We start from the raw sequence: 12559 nt of genomic DNA, 5'->3' as shown, positions 1-12559 counted from the left end.
AGTCTTGTTCTCAGCGGATCAAGTGGGATTAGAGGTAAAGCTGAATGATTTCGCGATTCCACAACCCTTCTTTAGAGCCATCGCTTTGCAGCAATTCGTTTTGTTTTTGCAAATAGCTATAGGTCACCGTGTTGCCGATATCACCCAAGGCCTTCAGGGCCATGGCGCGATCCGACCAGGAGCCGGTGCCTTCATACAAATCTATTAACAACTGGACACTGTCATTGTCCTTCATATTGCCCAAAGACGAGATGGCGGCGAGACGAACATATTCATCCTCAGATTTAACCAGTTCGCGCAAATAAGGCAGGGCAATTGGGTTATTACTGAAGCCAAGCTCATACACATCCAGGTAGTTGGCTTTAACGCCGGCACCCTTAATGCTGTCGATCAGGGTCTGGGTTTTTTCATCGGACAACTTACCGCCCATAAGCTGCTGATTGATTTTTGCGCTTAATTCTTTAACCACTAAGCTCATGGGTTCATTGAGCGTTGGCTCAATAATTTCGTCAAAGCTCCACACCGGCACCTTGCCACGCTTTACATACACGGCCACCGGGTAACTGCCTTTTGTCGTCTCCAGTTTGCCTTTGAGCATGGTGAAGGTAATAAAAGGAGTAAAGCCATTGGTTCTATGATTGCGCATATTAAAACGCAAGATCTCTAACTTGTTGTCGCCCTCACCTAAGGTGATGGGCAAATCACGGGCGGCAAATTCTTCGGCTAAATGTGCCTCGAGGAACTCCACTTGCTTGAGTACCGTGCCTTCATACATCAAGGCGCTGGGCAAAATACCCGAGGTGAAGGGCGCGCTTTTATCGCTGCGCTGGTCGACCACCTGTATTTTTTGCTGGTTGGTCTGAGCCGTCGCCTCATAGGCATTTGGCGAAGGTTGTGGCTTACTCAGCTTGTATGAGCTGGGCGCACAGCCTTGAAGTAAAAGAGAGCAGGAAAGTGCAACTGTTATTGTTATTGTTTTCATTGTAAACATCATAGGTCCTTCAATTTGCTTAATAATTAGCCGCATGAAAATAGCAAACCGCTGAATCTAAAGCAACGAGTTTGTTACCAAGATGTAAACTAAACTTTTGTGAATACCGGAATAAAAGGGTGTCAGCGCTCGTCAATGGCTGTGCACGGTAAGCGCGTGCAGGCGTAGCAAATTAATTATTTTCTCTTTTTTAAGTTTCTTAAGACTTTCTTAAGTTTCGCTTTCTAAATTGATTCCATCGCCTCATCTTCAGTAGGGTTTGCTATGGAATCTTTATCGCTCAGCTACGGCACAATGCAGTCGCAATATCTGTTACCCGAGCCCGCATCTATCGCTCAGGGTTATTTTGTTGCCAATTCAGAGCAGCCCATCCATCGTAGTTTGGCGACCCGTATTCAAGCGGGGTTTGCCAAGCATTATGGCGCCGATGTGCAGGAGTTTATGCCGCTGTTGGCCTGTCTTGGTTACTCCGAGCTGCGCTATTGCTGTTTTGGTTTGCGCAGTGCCAGCCAGCCTTTGTTTATTAACCAATATTTGGATCAGCCACTGGCCGAGCACCTGCAGCAATGGCAATGCCTGCCGTCTGACTGTATCGAGCTGGGTAATTTGGTGTCCACCCACAGTCAGGCAACGCTGGCACACTTTGTCGTTTTGGCCAAAGCGCTGCAACGAGCCGATAAGCGCAAACTGGTATTTTGTGCCACCGCTCATATTCGTAACCTGCTTACTCGCATTGGTGCGCCCTTCGAGGTACTTGGCGATGCCAAGCCGGAGCGCCTGGCAGATTGCGGACTGAGTTGGGGCAGTTATTACACCAATACACCTCAGGTCTGTGTGGTGGATGTGGCGCAGGTTTGTAAGCATGTGGATAGCACCGACACCCTGTCCTATTTTGCCAAGTCCTATCAGAATGATATCGCTAATCTGGCCGTTGAGGTGACGCATTTATGATGGCCGAATTAACCCGTCTTTGGCACGGCCAGGTGGTCGGTGAGCAACAGCACATGGATGCAGCGCAGTTTTGGCAGCAAGTCGAGCACCTGGCTACGCACCTAAAGGACATGCAGTTAAGCTGTGTGGCGGTGGAGCTGGATAATGGTCTGCCCTGGCTGGTGGTTGATTTTGCCCTGATGCAGGCAGGCATAGTGTCCTTGCCTTTGCCAGCCTTCTTTTCGCCCGAGCAACGCCAGTTTGCCCTGGATAAGGCGCGTCCCGAACTTATTATCGGCGCCGCCGACCAGACAAAAAACGCCGCACAGAGCTGGACTATTGGCAGTGAAAGCATTGCCCTGCAACCGAGTAATCTGGCGGCTCCCGAGCAAGCAGTGCCCCAAGGCACGCAAAAAATTACCTTTACCTCAGGGTCTACCGGACAACCCAAGGGAGTGTGCCTGTCCACGGCGCATATGTTTGAGGTCGCCGCGTCCTTGGTCAGTCGCACCGCGGTGGATGCGCCCAAGCATTTATGTCTGTTGCCCTTGCCCGTGTTGCTTGAAAACGTAGCCGGGGTTTATGCGCCCATGTTGGCCGGTGGCGATATTTATGTGCCGTCGCTGACAAGCTTAGGCTTCGACGGCGCCCGGTTAACTACCCCACAAAAGCTCTTGGCCACCATTAGCGAGGTAGAGCCCAATACCCTGATTTTGGTGCCGGAATTATTAAAGGCCCTGGTGCAAGCCTGCGCTTCGGGTTGGCAGGCACCCAGTTCCTTAACCTTTATAGCCGTCGGTGGTGCCAAGGTTGCGCCTCAGCTAATTGCACGCGCCCATGATCTGGGTCTGCCCGTGTATCAGGGCTATGGCTTGTCTGAGGCCGGCTCGGTGGTGAGTTTAGCTACGGATGACGGCGCCGGTGTGGGCGAGCCATTGGCGCATGTTCGTTATGAAATCCGCGATGATGAAATGATCATCAAGGCACCGAGCTTCCTTGGTTACCTTGGCGAGCCAAACACTCAGTCACAAGGCTTCGCCACCGGCGACCTGGTGCGCATGGACAATGGCGAGTTGCATATTCTTGGTCGTAAAAAGAACCAGCTTATTCTGAGCACCGGGCGCAATATTTCCCCGGAGTGGCCCGAGTCGCTCTTGCTTAGCCATGGGCCCATATTGCAAGCAGTGGTGGTAGGTGAAGGTCAGGCTTTTTTGAGCGCCCTTATTTATTGTCATGAGGCCGTCGATGACGCCCAGCTAGGGGCGCTTATCGACGCCACTAATGCGCAACTGCCCGAGTATGCGCAAATTGTTAATACCCTGCGCTTAAGTGCGCCGCTCAGTGCTGCCGAGGGCTTGCTCAGTGCCAATCAAAGGCCCAAGCGCCCGGCTATCAATGCGCATTTTTCACAACAAATTTCTCAGTTATATCAGGAGTAGTCCGCTATGTTATTTTTCCAAAAACTGGTCGAACAAACCGAACAAGAGCGTCAATACCTGTTGTCTGCCGAGGTGATCCAAAAGGCGTTGGCCGGCCAGGTCAGCGTGGACCTTTATGTGGCCTTTTTACAACAAGCCTTTCATCACGTTAAACACACCATCCCACTCTTGATGGCCTGTGGCGCCCGCATTAGCAGCGAGCAGGAATGGTTACGCGACGCCATCGCCGAATACATAGAAGAAGAGCTGGGACACCAGGAATGGGTGCTCAATGACATCAAGGCCTGTGGTTTTGATAAAGAGCAGGCCCGTTACAGCGAGCCCAATTTTGCCACCGAGATGATGGTCAGCTATGCCTACGACAGCATAGCGCGTATTTCGCCGCTCAGTTTCTTCGGCATGGTCCATGTGCTTGAAGGCACGTCCATTGCGCTGGCCGACAATGCCGCCGACACCATACGCACTAAGCTGGGGCTGCCAGAAAAAGCCTTTAGCTATCTCACCTCCCATGGTGCCTTGGATATAGAGCATGTGAAGTTCTTCCAGGGGCTGATGGACCGTATTACCGACGAGCAGGATCAGCAGGTGATAGTGAATGCGGCGAAGCGTTTTTATCGTCTCTACGGCGACATGTTCCGCACCCTGGATACTAACCATGGCCTGGCGCCCCTGAGCGAAGAGGTGGAGGCGTTATGAGCGCGCCGATTGCGGTTTTGACCGGAGCCAGCGGCGGCATCGGCGGTGCCATCGCCAAACGATTGGCGGCCCGCAATTACCGGATGATCTTACTCGGTCGCGACTTGCCCGCATTGGAGCAGGTTCGCCAACAGTTGCCAAGCGACGAGGCGTCTTATCATCTGGCCTTACAGGTGGATCTAAGCAACGACGCCGATATTAGCCGGGTGGTGGACCTACTTGGCGATATTGGCCGCTGTGATTTGTTGGTCAATAACGCCGGGGTAAACACCATGGTGCCTTTTGGATCCCTGAGCAAGTGTGATCTCGACGCGGCGCTGGCGGTCAATGTCCGTGCGCCCATGCTGCTGTCTCAAGGGTTATTACCCCTGCTGCAACAAGGTGGCGGCACCATAGTGAATATTGGCTCCTCGTTTGGCGCCATAGGTTACCCGTTACAAGCCCAATACTGTGCCACCAAGTTTGCCTTGCGCGGGTTTAGTGAAGCGCTGGCCAGAGAGCTAAGTGATACTCAGGTGCGGGTTAAATACTTTGCCCCGCGTGCCACACAAACGGCGATCAACAGCGACAAGGTCACGGCACTTAATAAGGCATTGGGTAACGCCATGGATACGCCGGAGTATGTGGCCGAAGAATTTATGCGTTTACTCGACTCCGACGAGCGCCGCCGCAGTGTCGGAGCCAAAGAGTCCTTCTTTGCAAAAATCAATGCGTTACTGCCCAGGGTGGTGGATAACGCCCTAGCGAAACAACTTGCGACCATTAAACAATTAATGAGGTGAACTATGAAACCCTATTTCGCAATGGCCCTTGTGGCCGCAGCCCTGTCTCAAAGTGCCTTTTCTCAAAGTACCTTGTCTCAAAATGAGCAATCCAGTGCCGATGAGCAAATGAGCCTGCAACAACTGATGCGCCAGTGGGCCCATGTAAATTATGAGCTCAAGGGCGACGATCAAGAGGATGCCTTCGCCGAGCTGGCGAAGAGTGCGCAAACCTATCGTCAGGCACACCCGGATGAGGCCGAAGGCCATATCTGGTCCGGCATTATTCATTCCAGTTACGCCGGTGCAAAGGGCGGCTTGGGGGCTTTAGGTCTGGCTAAAGAAGCGAAAAAAGACTTTGAAATGGCCATGCGCATCAATGGCCAAGCACTGCAAGGTTCGGCCTACACCAGTTTAGGTACCCTGTATGCGCAGGTGCCGGGCTGGCCTATCGGTTTTGGCGATGATGAGAAGGCTCAGGAGCTGTTTAAAAAGTCCTTGGCTATCAACCCTGACGGCATTGATATTAATTACTTTTATGCTCAGTTCCTCTATGATGAAAGGAAGTATAAACAAGCGAAAGCGCATTTATTGCGTGCCCAGGCAGCAGCGCCACGCGCCGAGCGTCCACTGGCCGATAAATATCGCCAGCAAGAGGTGGCTCAGTTACTGGCTAAGGTGGAGCGCAAGCTAAAACGCTAACAAAGGAGACAGGGATTGCGGTTGTTACTGGTGGAAGACGATGTCATCGTCAACGAAGGCTTGAGCCGTACCCTGGCTCACGAGGGTTATGCGGTGGAATCGGTGACCTGTTTGGCCGAGGCGCGGCCCATGGTGGCCCATGATGATGTGGATCTGGTGATCCTCGATCTCGGCCTGCCCGATGGCGATGGTCTAAGCCTGCTCGGTGACATTAAACGTCGTGCCAAGCCCTTGCCGGTGCTTATCCTCACCGCCCGTGACAGCCTGGATGACAAAATTCAGGGCCTGGACTTGGGCGCCGACGATTACCTGGTCAAGCCCTTTGCCGTGGACGAGCTATTGGCACGTTTGCGGGTGCTGGGCCGGCGCGTCAGTGGTGTGGCATCAAGCATATTGCAATGTGGCTCGGTGCAAATGGATCTCGGTGCCCATCAGGTCAGTATCGATGGCGCCTCGATCAATCTGCCGCGTAAGGAATACATGCTGTTAAAGGCGTTAATGGAAAACCAAAGCCGGGTGCAGTCCAAGGAGCAGCTGGAACAAAAGCTGTACCAATGGGGGGAAGAACTCGGCTCCAACGCCATCGAAGTGCATATTCACCATTTACGCAAAAAGTTACCGGCCAAGATGATCAAAACCCTGCGGGGCATCGGCTATGTGTTGGCCACCAATGAAGGCGGCGAACCTTGAGCATACGCACCAAGCTGATGATGCTTTTGTTGGCCATGCTGGTGCTTATCCTGTTTTTAGCCCTGGCCCAGGGCTATCAACGCAGTTTGGCCCGTGCCGATGCCTTGTTTGACCAGCATCTCCAGGCCCGCACCCAATTGCTGTTTGCCGTTGCTCCCGAGGCCCTGCCCAAGCAACAGGCGCAATTTTGGCAGCGTTGGCAAGGCGATACTTTAGTGGGGGGAAGCGAAAGCTTACTCGCCAAGGTGCCGCCCCAAGGCCTGCAAACCATCAACAGCCAAGGGCAACGACTGCGTATCGCCACCTATTGCCGGCAAATAGATTGCGTGGTGCTGGGCGAGCCCATCAGTGAGCGTTTTGCCCTGTCGGAGCAATTGATCATCGCCCTGATGTTACCCATGTTGCTCGGCATTGCTTTGTTGGCGGTGTTTATCAGTCTGGCGGTGAAGCGCGCCTTACAACCCCTTACCTTACTCTCTCACGAGCTCAAAACACGTGCCGCCAATGACTTTTCCATGTTGCGCACCAAAGCCAAGGCCTCGGAAATCAAACCCGTGGTGGACACTCTGAATGCCCTGTTGCGGCGTACCGAGCAGGCCTATTTGCGTGAGCGCTACTTTGCCAGCGATGCCGCCCATGAGCTGCGTACACCCTTGAGCGCGATGAAAATCAACCTGCACAACTTATTACAGCGTCATAATGATGAGGATGCCAAAGCGCTGAGCCTGAGTGTCGACCGCCTTAATCATTTGGTGGAGCAGATGCTGGCCCTGGGACGTACTTCCTCCCAGCAGTGGCAGGACAAACTGGCCAAGCAGTCGCTGGCGCATATTTGCCAGCAGTTAATCGCCGAGCTTTATCCGCAAATAGCGCAGAAAAATCTGGATATCAGTTTAAGCGGCGAGTGTCGCGAGGTTATCGGTGAGCCCTTTACCCTTAATGTGATGTTGAAAAACATCATTAGCAACGCGGTGAAATACACCCCGGCTAATGGCCGTATTGCCATTCACTTGGCCGACCGAGGTGATAATATTGAGCTGCGGGTGGCTGACTCAGGCCCCGGCATTGCCAGCGAGTTACGGGAGCGCATTTTTGATCGTTTCTTTCGCGTTGGCGGCGACTCGCACCCAGCTCATATTCCTGGTGCGGGTTTGGGTTTGGCCATAGTTCAGCATGTGATTGGCCTCTATCAGGGTGAGGTGCAACTCAAGCAAAGTGAATGGGGTGGATTAGAAGTGATCATTACCATGGCGGTACAGCGAGAGACATTATGCAGCGATTGATATGGACATTGCTGCTGTTGAGTATGCCGGCTTTTGCCGAACTCAAAGAGTTTAAGCTGGTGCTCAAGGACCACCTTTTCTATCCGGCGCGCATGGAGGTGCCGAGCGGTGAAAAAATTCGCCTCTTGGTGCACAACCTCGACGGCGACCCGGAAGAGTTCGACAGCTTTGATTTAAACCGCGAGAAGGTGCTGTTCCCCGGGCGCATTAATGTTATCTATGTCGGCCCTCTAGCCCCGGGTGAGTACTTCTTTTTTGGCGAATTTGCACCCGACACCGCACGGGGCACCCTGGTAGCGGTGCCTATTGAGGAGCAAAGGCCATGATCAACAGCTTATTAGTGACCATCAATCAATTGTTGCCGCCGGCGGTGTTGCTGGTGTTTGCCCTGGTGTTGCACGTTAAGCCCCTGGGTCGAAAGCGCTGGCTTATTTTATCCTTGTGGCTAGTGGTGCCGACATTGAGCTATATCCTCGCGCTTGAGCAAATCAGCCAGTGGTTCGATTACCTGGGCTTTGAGTATTCACAAATGCTGCTGGTGGCCCTATTGGTGCTGGCGGCGCTCAGCGGGTTGGCGCTGCGGCTGTGGGCCAGTTTTGTGTTGCTGTTGGCCAGTGCCAGCTGTTTATATTTGAGTCACTACTTACCCTGGCTGCTGCAAGGGCACATGGAGCTGGCTCGCGCCCTGGGGGTATGTCTTGGAGTGGGCATAGTCGGTAGTTTTGCCATTTTATTTTATTTTTTTCTTACCTGGTTGGCCGAGCATTACGGGCCCTGGGGGGTACTCGGCCTATTTAGCATGCATATTGCCGGGTCCATGGTCGGCATGCTGGATATTGCCGCCGGTGCAGGCTTACTAACCATGCCTTCCCCCTTGGTGGATCTGCGCACCCTGTTGGACGAGCACAGTATTTTTGGCCGTTTGGCCAAGGTGGTTGTGGGTTATGAAGCGACCCCCAGTTCGCTGTCATTATGGGTATATATATTGACGCTGTTGGCGCTGCTAGGAGCAGCCAACTGGCAATGGAGTAGACAAAAATGCGATATTTAACCTGGGCTTTATTGCTGCTAAGTGCCAGCAGTTGGGCCGATGGCATGGTGGTCGATAAGGTCTACCATCCCTATGTCCTGCCCTATGAGAGGGAGCTGGAGTGGCGCCTGGTATCGCGACAAACCGAGGAAGGCAATGTGCTGGCGCAACGCTTCGGTGTCGGCGGTGCCATCAGTGAAACCCTGAGCCTGGAAGTCTATGGTGTCGGTGAGCGCGACGATGAAGGCGACTTTGGTCTGGCCGCCTATGAAGCGGAGTTGCGCTGGCAAATGGTGGAGCAGGGGCGTTATTGGGCCGACTTTGGCGCCCTATTTGAAATAGAAAAGCAGCACAAAGAAGATAACTATGAGATCACCTCCGGCCTCTTGTTCGAAAAAGAGTTCGGCATCACCAGCCTCACGGTCAATGCCTTCTTGGTGTATGAGTGGGGCAGTGATATTGATTCAGAATGGGAGTCGGAGTTTCGGGCGCAGTATCGTTACCGTTTGCGCTCGGCGTTTCAACCGGCATTAGAGCTCTACAGCGGCGAAGACTTTGTCGGTGTCGGCCCGGGCTTTATCGGTTTGCACCGTTATGACGGTCAGCATCAGCTAAAATGGGAAGCGGGCTTTATCAGCGAAGTGGGGCATGGCGGTAAAGACCATAGCTTTCGCCTGGCCCTGGAGTTCGAGTTTTAAAATGTGGGTTGTCTGTTTATCTGCGCAAGAAACGAAGATAAACAGACCCTAGGTTTTACTTAAAACTTACTGGGTGCCGGCGGCACGCTCAGTGGTTGTCTCGGATTGGCCTCAAGCTCCTTAAGTAGCTCTTCAACGGCGCGCTCGATGGATGGATCCTTACCCTGATAAATAAGCTCAGGACGATCAATCACCTCGATATCCGGCGTTACGCCTTCATTCTCGATGATCCAATTTCCCTCGTTATCCAGGATGCGGAAGGTCGCCGCAATCACCTGACCGCCATCGACCAGGTTCGGGTTGCCGGAAATACCGATTAAGCCACCCCAGGTACGAGTACCAATCAGCTTACCTAAACCCGCCTGACGGAAATAGTAAGGCAGGGCATCACCGCCGGAGCTGGAATAGCCATTGATCAGCATGGCCTTGGGACCATCGTGGGCAAACTGCGGAGTTTTCGTCGGCTCAACACCACGGCGCTTCCAGTAGTTTAGCGGCTTACGTGCCAGCCAGGTGATCATGTGCTCGGGAATAAAGCCACCGCCATTGTAGCGGTCGTCGATGATCATGGCGTCCTTGGTGGTTTGCGGCATAAAGTTTTTGAACATGGCACGGTTGCCCTCGTAATGGGTGTTGGGCAAGTGCACATAGCCAATCCGGCCATTGGAAAGCTTGGCCACATAGTCGGCGCGCTCATTCACCCATTGCAGATAACGCAGGCCTTGCTCGCTGGCCACCGGCTTGACGCTGACCTTCCAGGCACCCTTTTGGCTTGGTTTGGAGTTTATTAGCAGTTCAACCTGCTCACCCTGGGTGTTTTCCAGCAATTCATAAAAGTTACTCACCTGAGTGACCGGGCGGCCGTTAACGGAAATAATGAAGTCTCCGTCGCTGGCTTTAACGCCCGTGGTGCCTAGTGGTGAGCGGAAGTCTTCATGCCAGTTTTCGCCTTGGAAAATCTGCTCGATTTGTACATAACCCGAGTTGTGGCTCGCCAGTTTGGCGCCCAGCAGGCCGTGTTTTTTGCGCTCTGCTTTTGGCATATCACCGGATTGCACATAAATATGACCGGCATTGATCTCACCGGCGATTTCGCTCAGCACATAGTCAAGATCGGCGCGGTGCGCCACGGCATTGGCCAACGGCTGATACTTGGCCAAGATGGCATCCCAATCCTGACCATGATGGTTTTCATCGTAGAACCAATCACGCAAGGTGCGCCAGCCTTCCACATACATTTGCTGCCACTCGACTTGCGGGTCGATTTTCAACGTCATCTTGGTTAAATCCAGCTTGGATGCGTTCAAATCCTGATCCGCTTTCGGGGCAATTACGCTGTAGTCCTTACCCGCTCGTACCAAGACATGCTCACGGTTGCTGGAGAGCGTATAGGCATTCACACCCTTGGCCACGGTTTTCAGTTCAGCGTCGTGTTCGGTGCCAAGTAACTGCAAGTCGCCCTTACTTAGCGTCAGGACACCGCCTTCGACGCCAGCTAAGGCGTTGTAGTCTCCCGCCGGGGCGTTAAGAGCGGTCACCCGTTGCATAAAGCCACTGCTTTGCAGTTGGTTTTTCTTGCCCTTGTCATTGCTCTTTTCGTCATCATTGAGGATGGCCGCTTCATCACTTTGCAGGGCAATTAAGGGTGTGATCTTATTGTTGACCGCGGCGGCATAAATGCGCGTGGCGCGGTTAAACATGTAGTCAAACTCATAACTGCTAAAGGCAAGGTTGAAGTCTCGCTCAGAGGTAAAGTACAGGTACTGGCCATCCGGTGAGAAGGCGGGGCTGTGCTCATTGGTCATCTCATCGGTTAAACGTGTCACCGTTTGCTCATCGGTATTGTAGTGCCATAGCGAGGCATAGCGGTTTTCGTTGTTTTTCACAAAGATGATGTCTTCGCTGTTAGGCGACCAGATGTACTGTTGAATACCTTCTTCATCGTACAGGCCGGTATCTATCTTGTGTTGCTTACCGGATTTTGCATCCAGCCACCACAGGGTGTGGTTCTTATCTGCAAACAGCAGTTTTGAACTATCCGGCGACCACACCGGGGTGAAACGCCAAATGGTGCCGTTGTCGGTGAGTTGTTTCACCGCATTGTTGTTGGCGCGATCTTTTAGGTAAATTTCGTATTCGCCGGTCTCATCGCTCATATAGGCGATGTAACGGCCGTTGGGCGACCAACTGGCATCAATTTCACGCCCCGTTGGCGTGTAGGACAGGTTGCGTGTGGGTCCTTGTTTAACCGGCACGCTAAAGAGCTCACCACGGGCGGTGAACAGGGCGCGTTTGCCATCATGAGACAATGACATGGAGTCGATAAACTCGCTGACATTCTTGCTGTATGGCATGGCGTACTGGCGTACACCGGCGATATTAATGGTGAGTTTGGTGCTTTGCTCGGTAATAGGGTCAAAGCGATAGAGGTAGCCGCCATTTTCATAGACCAGGGCGTTAGGACCGGCCGATGGCCAGAGCACGTCAAATTCCGCGTGATTGGTGAGCTTTTTCGCCTCGTCTCCCTCGCGGTATTGGTAAAGATTCAGGGTGTAGTCGCTGTCGGAAACAAAATAGATGTTGTCGCCCACCCAGGTCGGTTGCTGCTCGGTGGCGCGACTGCTGGTCAGTTGCTTGGAGGTGTTGTTTTCTAAGTCATACACCCACACATCCTGGGCACGACCGCCTCGCGAGCGCTTCCAGGTACGAAACTCGCGGTCGATGGGGGTGTACACATACTTACCGCCATCGGGAGACAGCATGCCGCCACCGGTTTCCGGGATAGCCAGTGGCTGCTCTAAGCCACCATCCGCTGGCACCATATAGGGACGGCCCATGCGCTTTCCCCAAGGTGTACGGTTGGCACGAAAGACCACGTTTTTGCCGTCGGGGGTCCAATCCAACACCCGGTAATCATAGCCACCGCGCGGCGGCATAGGGCCAACATCGTTATAGTAAGTCAGTTGCTTTAACCCGGAGCCATCGCGGTTGATCACGTAAATTTGGCGGCTGCCGTTGTACTCGGCGGCAAAGGCGATACGCTCACCGTCCGGTGAGAATTTAGGAAAGGTCTCAAAGCCAACATGATCGGTCAGGCGTTGGCTGGCACCGGTTGCGGTGTTAGCCACATACACATCACCGGCGTAGATAAAGGTGACATGTTCGTTGTGAATATCGGGGAAGCGCAACAGGCGCGTGTCTTCGGTTTCATAGGCCGACACCCAGGGTGCCAGCGTGGTTGCCACGGCTAAAGCCAAGGTCGTTATTTTTTTCATGGTTATCCTATCCTTTTGGGGAGACTGTTACATCATAGCAAGGGAGCGGATAACTGCGACCGAG

12 protein-coding genes are annotated in these 12559 nt (G+C 53.2%); 10 read left to right on the top strand and 2 right to left on the bottom strand.

The features are described from left to right. Positions 1–28: 28 nt before the first annotated feature. Complete coding sequence (locus tag KD147_RS09385; RefSeq protein WP_212547650.1) at positions 29–982, bottom strand: HEAT repeat domain-containing protein; 954 nt, start codon at positions 980–982, stop codon at positions 29–31. 273 nt (positions 983–1255) lie between these two features. Here KD147_RS09385 and KD147_RS09380 point away from each other — a divergent pair, with 273 nt between their 5' ends. Genes KD147_RS09380 through KD147_RS09335 form a run of 10 tightly spaced genes read left to right on the top strand, consistent with a single transcriptional unit; the run spans position 1256 to position 9220 of the window. After that, positions 1256–1942 carry a thermostable hemolysin gene (locus KD147_RS09380; RefSeq protein ID WP_212547649.1) on the top strand — a complete coding sequence of 229 codons (687 nt, stop codon included), beginning with the start codon at positions 1256–1258 and terminating at the stop codon, positions 1940–1942. Next, entirely contained in the window at positions 1939–3360 is a 1422-nt protein-coding gene (locus KD147_RS09375) for an AMP-binding protein (RefSeq protein WP_212547648.1), read from the top strand. Before KD147_RS09380 ends, KD147_RS09375 begins: the two co-directional genes overlap by 4 nt. A gap of 6 nt (positions 3361–3366) precedes the next feature. Continuing rightward, entirely contained in the window at positions 3367–4056 is a 690-nt protein-coding gene (locus tag KD147_RS09370) for an iron-containing redox enzyme family protein (protein ID WP_212547647.1), read from the top strand. After that, positions 4053–4838, top strand: a complete 786-nt coding sequence (locus KD147_RS09365) for an SDR family oxidoreductase (RefSeq protein WP_212547646.1) — start codon at positions 4053–4055, stop codon at positions 4836–4838. The genes KD147_RS09370 and KD147_RS09365 overlap by 4 nt, the downstream gene beginning before the upstream one ends. Before the next feature lie 21 nt (positions 4839–4859). Beyond that, positions 4860–5519, top strand: a complete 660-nt coding sequence (locus tag KD147_RS09360) for a tetratricopeptide repeat protein (RefSeq protein WP_502710225.1) — start codon at positions 4860–4862, stop codon at positions 5517–5519. Between the two features lie 15 nt (positions 5520–5534). After that, positions 5535–6209 carry a response regulator gene (locus tag KD147_RS09355; protein WP_212547644.1) on the top strand — a complete coding sequence of 225 codons (675 nt, stop codon included), beginning with the start codon at positions 5535–5537 and terminating at the stop codon, positions 6207–6209. Continuing rightward, positions 6206–7492 (top strand): Stf0 family sulfotransferase, encoded by a 1287-nt coding sequence (locus KD147_RS09350; RefSeq protein WP_212547643.1) that lies wholly within the window; start codon positions 6206–6208, stop codon positions 7490–7492. The genes KD147_RS09355 and KD147_RS09350 overlap by 4 nt, the downstream gene beginning before the upstream one ends. Continuing rightward, a complete protein-coding gene (locus KD147_RS09345; RefSeq protein WP_234399138.1) occupies positions 7477–7818 on the top strand; it encodes a cupredoxin domain-containing protein in 342 nt (113 codons plus the stop codon). Before KD147_RS09350 ends, KD147_RS09345 begins: the two co-directional genes overlap by 16 nt. Further along, positions 7815–8543, top strand: a complete 729-nt coding sequence (locus tag KD147_RS09340; protein WP_212547642.1) for a hypothetical protein — start codon at positions 7815–7817, stop codon at positions 8541–8543. Before KD147_RS09345 ends, KD147_RS09340 begins: the two co-directional genes overlap by 4 nt. Continuing rightward, entirely contained in the window at positions 8531–9220 is a 690-nt protein-coding gene (locus KD147_RS09335; protein ID WP_105254392.1) for a hypothetical protein, read from the top strand. The genes KD147_RS09340 and KD147_RS09335 overlap by 13 nt, the downstream gene beginning before the upstream one ends. A gap of 59 nt (positions 9221–9279) precedes the next feature. Here KD147_RS09335 and KD147_RS09330 read toward each other — a convergent pair whose 3' ends face one another. Next, positions 9280–12495 carry a S41 family peptidase gene (locus KD147_RS09330; RefSeq protein WP_212547641.1) on the bottom strand — a complete coding sequence of 1072 codons (3216 nt, stop codon included), beginning with the start codon at positions 12493–12495 and terminating at the stop codon, positions 9280–9282. Positions 12496–12559 lie beyond the last annotated feature (64 nt).

Origin of the sequence: Pseudoalteromonas sp. BDTF-M6, assembly GCF_018334135.1 — a bacterium.
Lineage (GTDB): Bacteria > Pseudomonadota > Gammaproteobacteria > Enterobacterales > Alteromonadaceae > Pseudoalteromonas.
The sequence above is the reverse complement of the archived record's forward strand: the minus strand, read 5'-3'. Positions and strand labels throughout refer to the sequence as shown.

What these genes read in the sequence shown, in the direction of transcription:
- KD147_RS09385 (WP_212547650.1), bottom strand. Translation starts at nt 982, where the DNA reads ATGAAAACAATAACAATAACAGTTGCACTTTCCTGCTCTCTTTTACTT.
- KD147_RS09380 (WP_212547649.1), top strand. Translation starts at nt 1,256, where the DNA reads ATGGAATCTTTATCGCTCAGCTACGGCACAATGCAGTCGCAATATCTG.
- KD147_RS09375 (WP_212547648.1), top strand. Translation starts at nt 1,939, where the DNA reads ATGATGGCCGAATTAACCCGTCTTTGGCACGGCCAGGTGGTCGGTGAG.
- KD147_RS09370 (WP_212547647.1), top strand. Translation starts at nt 3,367, where the DNA reads ATGTTATTTTTCCAAAAACTGGTCGAACAAACCGAACAAGAGCGTCAA.
- KD147_RS09365 (WP_212547646.1), top strand. Translation starts at nt 4,053, where the DNA reads ATGAGCGCGCCGATTGCGGTTTTGACCGGAGCCAGCGGCGGCATCGGC.
- KD147_RS09360 (WP_502710225.1), top strand. Translation starts at nt 4,860, where the DNA reads ATGGCCCTTGTGGCCGCAGCCCTGTCTCAAAGTGCCTTTTCTCAAAGT.
- KD147_RS09340 (WP_212547642.1), top strand. Translation starts at nt 7,815, where the DNA reads ATGATCAACAGCTTATTAGTGACCATCAATCAATTGTTGCCGCCGGCG.
- KD147_RS09335 (WP_105254392.1), top strand. Translation starts at nt 8,531, where the DNA reads ATGCGATATTTAACCTGGGCTTTATTGCTGCTAAGTGCCAGCAGTTGG.
- KD147_RS09330 (WP_212547641.1), bottom strand. Translation starts at nt 12,495, where the DNA reads ATGAAAAAAATAACGACCTTGGCTTTAGCCGTGGCAACCACGCTGGCA.